Origin of the sequence: Burkholderia sp. 9120 (assembly GCF_000745015.1) — a bacterium.
Classification (GTDB): domain Bacteria; phylum Pseudomonadota; class Gammaproteobacteria; order Burkholderiales; family Burkholderiaceae; genus Paraburkholderia.
This window is the reverse complement of the sequence record NZ_JQNA01000002.1, coordinates 3,232,554-3,244,762: the sequence shown is the minus strand read 5'-3', so window position 1 is coordinate 3,244,762 and position 12,209 is coordinate 3,232,554. Positions and strand designations below refer to the sequence as shown.

At 58.8% G+C, this 12,209-nt stretch carries 12 protein-coding genes; 10 read left to right on the top strand and 2 right to left on the bottom strand.

The window, feature by feature from the left end:
• Positions 1 to 5: 5 nt before the first annotated feature.
• Positions 6 to 1,307: an aspartate aminotransferase family protein gene (locus tag FA94_RS22715; RefSeq protein ID WP_035555424.1), complete on the bottom strand. Its 1,302-nt coding sequence runs from the start codon at positions 1,305 to 1,307 to the stop codon at positions 6 to 8.
• Positions 1,308 to 1,386: 79 nt separating this feature from the next.
• Between FA94_RS22715 and FA94_RS22710 the strand changes: the two genes are divergently transcribed.
• The 7 genes from FA94_RS22710 (at position 1,387) to FA94_RS22680 (ending at position 7,488) form a co-directional block, all read left to right on the top strand.
• Positions 1,387 to 2,271 carry a LysR family transcriptional regulator gene (locus tag FA94_RS22710; RefSeq protein ID WP_035555422.1) on the top strand — a complete coding sequence of 295 codons (885 nt, stop codon included), beginning with the start codon at positions 1,387 to 1,389 and terminating at the stop codon, positions 2,269 to 2,271.
• Between the two features lie 319 nt (positions 2,272 to 2,590).
• Complete coding sequence (locus FA94_RS22705; protein ID WP_035555419.1) at positions 2,591 to 3,010, top strand: hypothetical protein; 420 nt, start codon at positions 2,591 to 2,593, stop codon at positions 3,008 to 3,010.
• Between the two features lie 184 nt (positions 3,011 to 3,194).
• Positions 3,195 to 3,746 (top strand): TetR/AcrR family transcriptional regulator, encoded by a 552-nt coding sequence (locus FA94_RS22700; protein WP_035555415.1) that lies wholly within the window; start codon positions 3,195 to 3,197, stop codon positions 3,744 to 3,746.
• Positions 3,747 to 3,781: 35 nt separating this feature from the next.
• A complete protein-coding gene (locus FA94_RS38150) occupies positions 3,782 to 4,522 on the top strand; it encodes a CPBP family intramembrane glutamic endopeptidase (protein ID WP_081936044.1) in 741 nt (246 codons plus the stop codon).
• Between the two features lie 119 nt (positions 4,523 to 4,641).
• Positions 4,642 to 5,715: a MerR family transcriptional regulator gene (locus tag FA94_RS22690; protein WP_051980663.1), complete on the top strand. Its 1,074-nt coding sequence runs from the start codon at positions 4,642 to 4,644 to the stop codon at positions 5,713 to 5,715.
• Positions 5,716 to 5,724: 9 nt separating this feature from the next.
• The gene (locus FA94_RS39535; protein ID WP_035555411.1) at positions 5,725 to 6,234 is read left to right on the top strand and encodes a 2-thiouracil desulfurase family protein; all 510 of its coding nucleotides are present in this window, start codon (positions 5,725 to 5,727) and stop codon (positions 6,232 to 6,234) included.
• Positions 6,235 to 6,360: 126 nt separating this feature from the next.
• Complete coding sequence (locus tag FA94_RS22680; RefSeq protein WP_035555408.1) at positions 6,361 to 7,488, top strand: aminotransferase class V-fold PLP-dependent enzyme; 1,128 nt, start codon at positions 6,361 to 6,363, stop codon at positions 7,486 to 7,488.
• Positions 7,489 to 7,583: 95 nt separating this feature from the next.
• Here the strand turns inward: FA94_RS22680 and FA94_RS22675 are convergent, their stop codons facing one another.
• Positions 7,584 to 8,225: a dihydrofolate reductase family protein gene (locus tag FA94_RS22675; RefSeq protein ID WP_035555406.1), complete on the bottom strand. Its 642-nt coding sequence runs from the start codon at positions 8,223 to 8,225 to the stop codon at positions 7,584 to 7,586.
• Positions 8,226 to 8,763: 538 nt separating this feature from the next.
• Between FA94_RS22675 and FA94_RS22670 the strand changes: the two genes are divergently transcribed.
• The 3 genes from FA94_RS22670 (at position 8,764) to FA94_RS22655 (ending at position 12,122) form a co-directional block, all read left to right on the top strand.
• Positions 8,764 to 9,276 carry a GNAT family N-acetyltransferase gene (locus FA94_RS22670; protein WP_063771794.1) on the top strand — a complete coding sequence of 171 codons (513 nt, stop codon included), beginning with the start codon at positions 8,764 to 8,766 and terminating at the stop codon, positions 9,274 to 9,276.
• 87 nt (positions 9,277 to 9,363) lie between these two features.
• Positions 9,364 to 10,338: a bifunctional GNAT family N-acetyltransferase/NUDIX hydrolase gene (locus FA94_RS38145; RefSeq protein WP_081936042.1), complete on the top strand. Its 975-nt coding sequence runs from the start codon at positions 9,364 to 9,366 to the stop codon at positions 10,336 to 10,338.
• A gap of 359 nt (positions 10,339 to 10,697) precedes the next feature.
• Positions 10,698 to 12,122 (top strand): phospholipase D-like domain-containing protein, encoded by a 1,425-nt coding sequence (locus tag FA94_RS22655; protein ID WP_231585006.1) that lies wholly within the window; start codon positions 10,698 to 10,700, stop codon positions 12,120 to 12,122.
• Positions 12,123 to 12,209 lie beyond the last annotated feature (87 nt).

Below are 12,209 nucleotides of genomic sequence, written 5' to 3'. Positions count from 1 at the left end.
GCAGGTCAGAGAGAGCGCTCAATCGCCTGCCGCAGCAGTGCCAGACCCAGATCGATCTCTTCTTCGCGGACGGTCAACGGCGGCGCGATTCGGAACACACCGCCCATACCCGGCAACTGCACGATGTTCATGCTGAGCCCCAGGTTCATGCACTCGCGGGTAATCTTTGCACCGAGTCCATCCGCCGGTTCTTTCGTGCGACGGTCTTTGACGATCTCCATGCCCAGCAGCAGGCCGCGTCCGCGAATGTCGCCGATGCATTCGAAGCTTTCCATCAGATCCAGCAAACCGCGTTTGAGTCGCGCCCCCATCACGTTCGCACGCTCGACCAGCCCGTCGCGCTCGACCACATCCAATACGCGCAAACCGACGGCGGCGGGCAGTGGATCGGACACGTGAGTCGTATAGAACAGGTAACCCAATTCGTGGGCCCGCTCTTCGATCTGCGCGGAGGTCACGACCGCCGCGAGCGGCAGACCGGCGCCCAGTGTTTTCGATAGCGTGAGAATGTCGGGCGTGACGCCGTCGCGCTGACAGGCGAACATCGTGCCCGTACGCCCCACTCCGGTTTGCGCTTCGTCGAGGATCAGCAGCATGCCGCGTTCCTCGCATTTGCGCTTCAACGCGGCCATGTAACCTTCCGGCAATTCGATGATCCCGCCGGAGCTAAGAATCGGCTCTGCAATAAAGGCAGCCAGATTGCCGCTGGATTGACGGTCGATTAGATCGAACGCGTAGTCCAGTTCCGCCAGGTAATCGTATTCACCGTGACGCTCGAAACGCGGCCGGTACGGAAACGGCGCGGGAATCGCGTAAGAGCCGACCGCCGCGGGACCGACGCCCTTACGACCCGCGCTATAGGTTGCAGACGCGGCGTTCCCCGTCATGCCATGCCACGACTGCGCAAAACCGACAATTTCATATTTGCCGGTGACCAGCTTCGCCATGCGAATAGCGGCCTCGTTCGACTCCGCGCCGGTGCTGAGCAACAGCGCACGGTCGAGTCCGTCGGGCGTGATGTCGGCGAGGCGTGTTGCGAGGTCGACCACCGGTCGCGACAGCATGCCGCTGAACAGATGGTCGAGCTTGCCGGCGTATTCGTTGATGACCGACACGATGTCCGGATGACTGTGCCCCAGCACCGCGCTCATTTGCCCCGAGGTGAAGTCGAGAATCGCACGGCCGTCCGCGTCATAAACAAAGCTGCCCTGAGCGCGCTCGATAATCAACGGCTCGAAGGTGCCGCCGTAGCGGATCAGGTGCTGCCTGGCGTTGCGCCAGAACGTTGCGTCGTCGTTGCGGGACACTGTGCTTCTCCTTGACCGGGTAGCGGGAATAGCTTGCAGTCTAGATGGCTCTCTGGTTTCATAGAAACGAATAGTTCTAATGGAAGCTAGAAGCGAGTCTAATATCTTGAGCCTCTCACTCGAAATCGATCTGCTGCGTTCGTTTGTCGTGATTGCCGAAGTCCGGGCGCTGAGTCGTGCGGCCAATCGGATCGGGCGAACCCAGTCGGCGCTGAGTCAGCAAATGAAACGCCTTGAAGAAATCGTCGATCAGCCGCTGTTCCAGCGCACGGGTCGCGGGGTGGTGCTGACGAATCCCGGTGAACGGTTGCTGGTCCACGCCCAGCGCATTCTGCGGCTGCACGATGAAGCGATGGCGGATCTTTCTGGAAAAGGTTTGTCGGGGACGATCCGCTTCGGGTGTCCGGACGACTACGCAGCCGTCTTTCTGCCGCATTTATTGCGGCAATTTTCCAGTCAGCATCCGCAGGCTTTGGTGGAGGTTATGTGCGCCCCTACCCCGCGCTTGCGCGAACAACTGGACATGCATGCGCTGGATCTGGCGATGATCTCACTGCCGGAAGACGCGGCCGATGCGCACATCATTCGCCGCGAGCCGCTGGTTTGGGTGGGCTGTGCGGGAATGGATTCCGCGCACTTCGATCCGCTGCCGCTGGCGCTTTCGGATCCGGATACGCTCGATCACGTGGCGGCATGCGAGGCGCTGCAGCGTGTGGGGCGGCGTTATCGTATTGCCTATGCGAGTAGCAGTCTTGCCGGGCTCACGGCATTGGTGCGCTCAGGGCAGGCTTTCGCGGTGATCACGCAAACGGCGGTTGCTTCGGATCTCTGCGTCATCAGCGACGATCCGCAGTTGCCTGCTTTGCCGGCTATCGGCATCACGCTGAAGTTCGAACGGGATCGGCCTTCGCATTTGACCACCGCGTTTGCGGAGCATATTCGCGTGACGTTGCCGTTGCTTTGATCCGGCAATCGCGTGAGACAACGGAGTACCTTGATCGTCAAAGCTTTGCCGGCACCTTGGCCGGTTAAGGTCAATTAAGAAAACTACAAAGATTTTCAAGCTTCAGGCCGATACGCTCACTCCACTGATCGTAATACTTAAGGAGAAAACGTATGGCTTTCAGCTTTGACCCGACCGACTGGCAGATCGTCCCCGCGCGCACCGTTCACAATCAGCGGGGCGAACTGGTGTTGTCCGGGCAGCATAAATACCTGCTGCGGACGATGGCCTGATCATTACCGTTACTGCCGCTGCAAACCATCAATCAAGGGAAGAGACCATGCCTGTTTCGTTGCCACCCGAACCCGTCGTCACTCAGGAAGTACGCATCGTCGATCAACAAGGCCGTCCCCGCATCGTGCTGTCGGCGAGCAACGGTGTACCGACCTTGGTGCTACTCAGCGAATCCGGCACGGTCGGTGCGACTGTCGCACTCGATGCCGCGGGCAGGCCGTCCGTCACGCTTGCCAATCCGAATCCGGCGTGGCCGACGGCCGCGCTTGCAGTCGACGACAAGGGCGCGCATGTGAAGTTCGACCGGCCAGGTGGCGCGTCGAATTATCTGTTCCTCAATAACGCGGGCGGGTCCGGCGTCGTATTGGTGGACAACGCGGGCAAGCGCCGGCTCAATGCGACGGTGGCAGCGGACGGCACCACTAACGTCGAGCCGTTGAGCCCAGATGGAAAAGCGCCGCAATAAAAAGCATTCCATCCGCGGTAAGTGTGCCGCTACCCACGTCCCACTGCCGTTAAAGGTCACCGTGCGCTGCGCGAACGTGTGCCGGACAAACTCAGCGTCAGCACCCAGCCCGCCGAAGCGATGCCGGTGAACTTCGTGAATTCCCCCCTTGAGTGTAACGAGTGTTTCATGTAACGTTCGCTTCATGAACAGAAAAGACACGCTTCGCGACCAGGCGCTGGCCTACTTCCTTGAACACGGCATCGCCGATCTTTCGTTACGGCCGCTGGCCGAGCAGATCGGAACCAGCGCACGGTTGTTGATCTTTCACTTTGGTTCCAAAGACGGGCTCATCGCCGAAGTCATGGGCGAGGTGCGGCAGCGCGCGCAACAGTCCTTCACCGCCTTGATGCGCGAATCAGGCGGGCAAGGCGGCATGATGATTTTCTGGCAGTGGTCCACGCATGCGAACAACGTTCCTTACGTGCGCCTGCTGTACGAAGTGCAGGTTCTGGCCATGCAGAACCCCGCCGTCTACGCGCCTTTCATGGACGACAACAGTTCGAACTGGTTGAGCTTTGTCGAAAGCACGCTTCCGCCTTCGCCGCAGCGCCGCGCCACGGCCACGCTGTATGTCGCCGTGATCGACGGCTTGATGCTGGAATTTCTGAGCACCGGCGACCTGGCCCGAACCAGTGCGGCGCTGGAGGTGTTCATTTCGATGTCCGGTAATGCTCCTGGCAAATCGCGAACCTGACTTGCCCGACCTTAACGCTACGAAGAGAGTGACCCATGAAGAATCTTGCGAGTCCGGATCTGGCAGCTTCGAATCAGGCGGGCGCACCACGCGCTCTATTGGCATCACCAAGACACACGCTTCATTTCATGGCTGTCTGCCTGGCCCTGACCGTAGTCAGCGCCATTAACGGCATGCACAACTCAACAGCGGACTCGCCCGCTACGCCGAAGCAGTTGAACCTGTTTTATGCGTTCGTGATTGGCATGGAATGGATGTGGGTCCGCTTCGTTTACAAAGGCATGCGCGAGTACCAACGGTCTATTGTCGAGTTCTTCGGTCGCCATCGGTTGACGCTCAAAGAATTCGGAAAAGACATCGTCTACGCGACACTGGCTTTCGGCGTCGACTATTTTTGTAACGCGGGCCTGGTCGGCCTGCTGCAACATGGCGCGCAACCGGCCAACCCGGTACTGCCCGCATTGCCGGTTGGCCTGCTCGCCGTCACGTTGTGGGTATGCCTCTCGCTAAGCGCCGGTGTGTGCGAGGAAATCGTGTTTCGCGGATATCTGCAACGCCAACTTACCGTCATCACCGGTAGAGTAGGCATCGCAATCCTGGCCCAGGCGATTCTGTTCGGGATCGGACACGGCTATGAAGGCATCGTTTCGGTTCTCAGCATCGTGCTCAATGGGCTTGTGTTGGGAGCACTTGCGGCCTGGCGCGGCAATATTCGCGCGGGGATTCTGATGCACGTGGCGTGGGATGTTCTGGCGGGGTTTGGGATCGTGTCATAACGACAGAGTGCGAACTCGCTGTCCGCGTAAGCCACGTCGATACTCTAAAATTTCGTTGACCCGGCCCCAGGGGCCGCCCTCATGCTTACCGCAACTGGTCAACAGAAAGAGGTGACTGAATGAGCTCTTCCGCCCCGTGTTTGAACGCATCAGAAGCGGCCAGTCAGCTCGGCGTGTCGATCAAGGCATTGCGGTTATATGAGCAGCAGGGACTGGTCACTCCGGGCCGAACGGCGGCCGGATATCGCGTGTATGGTCCGAAGGAGATGGATCGCGCCGGCGAGATTGTGGCTCTGCGTGCTCTCGGCCTCAGTCTTGCCCAGGTCGCGCGCGTGCTGGATGGCGATCCACAAAGCCTGGCCATTGCTTTGGCGACGCATGCAACCGCATTGAATGAGGAACTGCAGGATCTTGTTCAGAAGCTGGACAGAATCCGGCGCGTTCGCTCTGATCTCGCGCGTGGCCAGATGCCGGTTGATGGAGAGCTGACCCAGCTTATCGACCGACCGGGGATTAGCGTGGCATTTGCGCTGCCTTGGCCTTGGGGCGGAGAACGTTTCGAACTTCGCGACATTCGTCCGCTTAACTACATCATCGGTTCTCTGGGCAGCGGTAAGACCAGGCTGGCGCTTCGTCTCGCGGAGACTTTGCCTGACGCGGTATTCCTCGGATTGGACCGGTTGCAGGATAAAGGCGCGGCGGCGCTCGATCTGCTGAAGGCCGATACGGCTTTAAAGTCGCGCGTCGGTCGGGCCGTCGAGTGGCTTATCGATGAGGGCGCAACTGAATCTGAAGCATTGACAATCCTGCTGGTGGGGTTGGAAACAGATGGCCCCGCCGCACTGGTTGTCGATATGGTCGAACAGGATCTCGATGGGCTCACTCAGGAAGCGTTGATCACGTTTCTTCGCCTTCGTGCGAGTGCCAGTATGCGATCTCTTTTCCTGATGACTCGCTCTTCGGCGATTCTGGATTTGGCGGCGGTCGGACCCTATGAGGCGATTATTCTTTGTCCCGCGAATCATAGTGCGCCGGTTCGTGTGGCACCGTACCCCGGCGCGCCGGGTTATGAAGCGGTTGCTACCTGTCTGGCGACGCCTGAGGTGCGGGCGCGGATCGCGCGTCGGCCTGAAACCTCTGCTGGCGAGGCTACAATCTACAAACCTCAAACCCACGCCCCACGGGACCCATAGTCACCGCTCATGTTGAAGATCCTGGTCAGCGCCTGCCTCGTCGGCCACCCCGTTCGCTACAACGGCAAAGCCAAACTTACGCACGACGCGTGGTTGTCCCGCTGGCGCGACGAAGGTCGCCTCGTCACCGTCTGCCCCGAAGTGGCAGCCGGCTTCCCGACTCCGCGCCCACCGGCGGAAATACAACTGCGCCGCACAGGCGTGGATGTTCTGGCGAGCAATGCGACGATTGAGGACAACACCGGCGCGGACGTGACCGCGCTCTTCATCGCAGGCGCCCGTCATGCGCTCAACCGCGCCAAGGCTGAAAACTGCCGCTATGCGCTGCTAGCGGACGGCAGTCCCTCTTGTGGTAGCAGCTTCATTTACGACGGCGCATTCAGTGGGGAAACGCATCCTGGCGTCGGAGTGACTGTCGCGTTGCTGCGAGAGCACGGCATCCGCGTGTTCGCGGAGTCGCAAATCGATGAGTTGGCGGCGGAGATCGCCGGAAACGATGGGGAACAGGGGGTCTTGTGAAAGGCGCGTTCGGAGCATAGTGCGAGGACGGCTCCAACCCTGCGAGAATGCTTTTTGCCTCAGCCACAGGTGGTTTAGCTAGAATCAGTTTTCGATCCAACTATTCGTCTATAAACGGAGACAAACGTGCCAGGCTTACTTCCCGATGTCGACCGCGAGGGGCTCCTCGAATATTCAGTCGTTTACACCGACCGATCAATCAATCACATGTCGCAACTCTTCCAGGGAGTCATGCGCGACATTTCCGCTTCGCTAAAAAAGGTCTACAACGCGAAGTCGGCCATTGTTGTCCCGGGTAGCGGGACTTTCGGCATGGAAGCTGTTGCCCGGCAATTCGCGACGAACAGAAAGTGCCTGGTCATCCGCAATGGCTGGTTCAGTTTTCGCTGGTCGCAGATTTTCGACATGGGCAGCATTCCGTCTGAGTCGATCGTGGTGAAGGCGCGTCCGGTCGAACAAGGGAGACAGGCTGCTTACGCGCCGCCCCCGATCGAAGACGTGGTCGCTGCGATCCGCGAAAACAAGCCGGATCTGGTGTTTGCGCCGCATGTCGAAACCGCATCCGGGATCATGCTGCCGGACGCCTATTTGCGTGCGGTGGCCGATGCTGTGCATGACGTCGGCGGCATGTTTGTACTGGATTGCATTGCTTCCGGCACGGTCTGGGTCGACATGCAAGCGAGCGGCGTCGACGTTCTGATCAGCGCCCCGCAAAAGGGATGGAGCGCGTCGCCGTGCTGCGGGCTGGTCATGCTCAGCCCGCTTGCCCGCGAAAGAATCGACGCAACAACCAGCACCAGTTTTGCTTGCGACCTTCGCAAATGGCTGCAGATCATGGAAGCCTACGAGAACGGCGGGTTCGCGTACCACGCCACGATGCCCACCGACGGACTCGCGACGTTGCGTGACGTCATGAAGGAGACCGAGGCATACGGCTTCGAAAAAGTGCGAGCGGAGCAGCTTGAACTCGGCAAACGCGTTCGCTCACTCCTCGCGGAAAACGGTTTCAAAAGCGTGGCGGCCGAAAGTTTCGAGGCGCCGGGCGTGGTCGTCAGCTACACGGACGATGACGGAATACGATCCGGCAAGAAGTTCGCCGATGCCGGCTTGCAGATCGCGCCAGGCGTTCCGCTTCAATGCGACGAGCCTGAGGATTTTAAAACCTTCCGCATCGGGTTATTTGGGTTGGACAAACTGCATGACGTTGAAGGTGCGGTGGCCAGGTTTGCGAAGGCGCTGCACAGTTTTGTTTAGAGCGGTTTTTTGCTGAGGATGTGCGTATTGCCTGTCATCGCAAGCGGCTGGGCAGGAGGAGCCCGAAACCTTGCGGACAGGCTATGCGCACTTTCCTACTTCGCGAGAACAATGTGCGTGGCTCGCTCCGTCGCTACATGCTCGACTGTGCGATATCCCAAGGCGCGGAGATCCAGGCCGCTAAAGAGCGATTCGCCCTGACCGAGCGCAACTGGAACAAAGGCGAGATGAATCTCATCCACGTAGCCAGCCTGAACGTATTGCCTCACGGTCTCGACTCCGCCGCCAATCTTGATGTCCTTTCCGCCCGCCGCTTCGCGCGCTTTTTCTAGCGCGTCTTCAATGCCGCCCGAAACAAAATGAAATGTCGTTCCGCCTAGCATCTCAATGGACGGTCGCGGATGATGCGTGAGTACGAAGGTTGGCGAATGGTACGGCGGATTGTCACCCCACCAGCCCTTCCATTGATCGTCCGGCCAATCCCCACGAATCGGGCCGAACATGTTTCGACCGAGGATGAAGGCACCGAAACCTTCCATGGCCCGTTGCGCGAATTTGTCATCGAGGCCGGTGTCACCACCTTCTTTGCCCAGCATCTGCAGAAAAGTCCGCGTCGGGAAAAACCATTGAAAGATTTCCTCGCCTCGCACGCCAAGCGGTTGATCTAGGCTTTGAGCGGTTCCCGCACCAAAGCCATCAAGCGAGACACTGAACCCGGCAACTTTTACTTTAGTCATTCACTTCTCCGTTGGCACGCTAAGTGATGGAGCTTCGAAGCCAGATGATAGTTTGGCTTTCATTCACACGACGCGCGATGTGATGGCAAATCGACAATGATTCGACCTGGTGAAAACCCGGATGTGGAATCTGCGCTGTCGTGTTCCGGCCAAACTGGATCGTGTTCACTGTTTTTTTTGTGCCAGAAAAAAGGCGTATGCCCGTACTCGCCTCACTCCAACGTCAACAAAACGACGATGAAATGATAGCGGCGCTCGGCGAGCGAATGAGCGTTTGCGGCCGAGGCTGTGTGAAAACGCATGCTGAACGCGGTGTTCTAAAAAATTGACCCTTCAGATCGCGCCATATCGGTTTGCGGACACCTCGGGACCCGAAAACCGAGTAGTTTTGCGTCTTCACACAGCCTCGGCCAAAACCGGTCGGTCAACATAGGCATTCAGATCGTCAACGAACGGGCACTCTGAGGCGCTAACGCGCCGACAGACGATGCCGCGGCTCGTCTAAAATCAAGCTCGACTCCAACTACCACTGAACGCAGTGAATTTCCATCTGACTATTCGAACCGCGCGAGGCGCTGATGCTGACATCCTTCAGTCGCTGTATCGTCAGTTGATCGACGACGAGAACGTCAAGGCAACGGCGCGCCAAATCCAGATTCTTGAGGACGACGCTCGCACTCGCTTGCTAGTCTGCGAGATTGATGGTCGTATTCGAGGTACCGTATTGGTTTGCCTCTGTGCGGATGCCATGTACGCCGGACAGCCTTTCGCCGTAGTTGAAAATCTCGTCGTTGATCAGGAATGCCGTGGGAATGGAATCGGGCGGGCACTGCTACGTGAGGTCGAGCAATTCTGTCGATCGCGAGACTGTTCGAAGATAATGCTTCTTAGTTCGGCGGCTCGCATCGACGCGCACCGATTCTTCGAGCAGTTTGGCTTCCTTGGTGACCGAAAGCGAGGTTTCGTCAAGTACCGCAGCCAGTTTGCTGAAACGGCTTGCGATCTCCTGTCGCTCGCCGGCCAGAAACGGATGGTCGACGACAGCATGTAAATCGTTGAAAATCTCGCGTCGTAGGTTCGAGTGCAGTTCACCTTAGTGTTTTTTCATTACGGAGACTCCTCAACGGAGATATGAGCGATGGCCTTGAAAAGCATCCGCCGGGCAACGGCAGATGATGTACCCATACTTACACAGATTCGAAACGATGCGCATGCGAAGAAGGTCGCCTACCGCGACTATGCATGGGGGAAGGACGGGGACGGGTTTTCGGAAAACTGGGTACGAAACAATGTCTCTCAAAAGGAAGTGTATGTAGTTGAACTGGAAGGCACCCCCGTCGCAACGTTTTCGCTCGTTCTGGATGAGGACAAGCATTGGGGGCCTCAAGAACCGATCGCCGGTTATGTCCATGGTCTTTCTGTGCGGAAGGACTTTAACGGACGTGGACTTGGCAGCTTTGTGCTTGATTGGTGCGGTGACAAGATTAGCGCCTTGGATCGGTGTTTTATTCGACTCGACTGCGCCGTCCACAACGCAAAGCTGTGTGCCTATTACGAGTCGTTTGGATTCATCCGCGTAGGGCAATACGTCGAGCCAGAGACCGGTGGCTATGTATGGTCACTCTACGAGAAAGCGGCGAATCCGTTGCGCAAGCGGCCATCGGCCAGGCTTTTAATAACCACTCCAAAGCGGCGCGTGTTGTTATTCCGTTTCGCCCACAAATCTGGCGCCCTCGCTGGGACGGCCTATTGGGCAACGCCGGGCGGCGGTGTCGAGCATGGCGAGACGTTTGCAGACGCGGCGATACGCGAGCTCCGCGAAGAAACAGGCATTCACAAGGCGCGGATATCACAGCCAGTGGGACGACGCGAACTGCTCTTGCAGTTGCCGGACGGCGAGCACGTGTTCGCCGTCGAGCAGTATTTCGCCGTCGATACCGACACGGAATCCATTTCACGCGACAGTTGGACCGCCGAAGAGAAGGAAGTGATGGTGGATCATCAATGGTGGAGCCGGGACGAACTGTCCAGCACCACCGAGACTGTCTACCCTGAAGAGCTAATTCAGATGCTCGATAACGCCGGAGTTTTCGGCGCTGAACGTCCGCTATGAGGCAAACCAGACGGCCGGAATGGGTCCGCTCTATGCCGTTCGCATACCGACGACAAGCAGCGGCGAATCGCGGTCTGCATCGGGCACGGCTCGGCCAGGAACGGTTGCTGGAACAGTGCTCATAAATCGGCGACAATCGGACATTCTGGAAAGCCATTCTTTCAACTGCGCTGATGTCCTGTCCACTGAGTGCTTAAAGTGCAGCCGGATTTGCGCCGCTCTTGTCCACGGTAACTATCTCGCGCTCGCCGTTCTGTTCACCTTCTCGAAGTAACAGCGAGCTAATTGACCGTGCTACCGCGTCGAAACCTTCCAGGCCTTCAAGGACGTAGGGCCCGAGACACATCGAACGCCACATCATGACCACAACGAGAAGCCTGGCGCTCATTCTGGCATGCGTGTTTGCCTCTTCTCAGCACGCCCACGCGCAATGTGTCGACCTGGTCGCCAGTCTTGACGATGGTCAGTTGATGCAGTCGCGGATTGCGCTGGTCGACCGTGCCACGCCTGGCGAGCAGATCCGCATCCTCGCCTACATCTTCGAAATCGATCAGACCGGCGGCCTGCTGTTGCGTCATCTGGTCGAGGCCGCAAGCCGAGGTGTGCCGGTCAAGCTGTTGATCGACGGCATCGGCCCCGAGCCGCACTTCCCGTTCGAGGACGAGTTCATCGTCGCCCTGCACGAGGTGGCTCCCGGCATCGAACTGCGAATCTTCCATCCACGATCAGATCTCATCGAGATTTCGCATCGCATGCACGACAAGCTGTTCCTGGTTGGCGACACGGCCGTGATTGGCAGTACCTCGATCTGGGATGCGAGCTTCCTCAACTGGCTCAGCGAGCGCGATCTGATGGTGTCGGGCGACCCCGGCCAGGATGCGTCCTCCCTGCACGCCATGTACCAGCATTTCGCCTTGTTCTGGGATAGCCCGGAAGTGGTTCGCCCCGAGCCGGAAAAATTCCTTCAAGTCGCAACGCCTTATCGCATCTCGCAGGGTTATGCGACGCTGGACCCGGCGCGTATCCATTATTGGCGCGAATGGCTGCTGGCTCCGATCGACGCTGCAACCCGGGCGACGGACCTGGCCGTTACCGATACACCAACGGCCTCCGATACGCCCAATGATCCCGCCGCTCCGCCCGCTTCCGGGGCGGATTTTGATCCTGCCTGGATGCCGATCGCCTGCGATCGCCTGCGCTATGCCTACGACTGGCCCGACAAGCGCTCGCCAGGCACGTTGCAGGACATGCTGCAAGCGTTCGATACGGCGCAGCACGAGATCCTGATCATCAACCCCTACCTGATCCTGGTGCCGGAACTGCGCGAGGTTCTTGAGCGCAAGCGGCGCGAAGGTGTCCACGTGATCCTGGTGAGCGCCTCGCTGGCGAGCATCACGCAGGAATTCCCCGCAGTCGGACGCGCCTATGCCGACGATCTGCCCGGTTTGGTGAATGCCGGGATCGAGGTGCGTGAATATTCCGACCGGGAGAACCGCATGATGCACGCCAAGCTGGTCCTCATCGACGGCCATCGATATTATCTCGGCAGTTTCAATTTTGATTCGCTGTCGGCCCACTTGAATACCGAAAACGGTCTGTGGATAGATATCCCTGAGGACGGGCTCGATCCTTTGCACGACAGCGTGGCGTACTTCCTGCGCAACTCAAGTTCGGTGAGCGACGTCAATGGCCGCCTTCTGGCGGATCCCAATGCGCGCTGCCGGGCCGCCGGCTGCGGCGGTGCCTGGCGGTGGGTGACGATGCTGATCAGGAACTTCCTCTGAGCGCGGCGTGGCCTATCGCTAAGCTACGTGGCCAATTCGGGTCGCCGTTCCGCGCCGTGTCGCGCAGTAGTCGGCCATGTTCGGTCA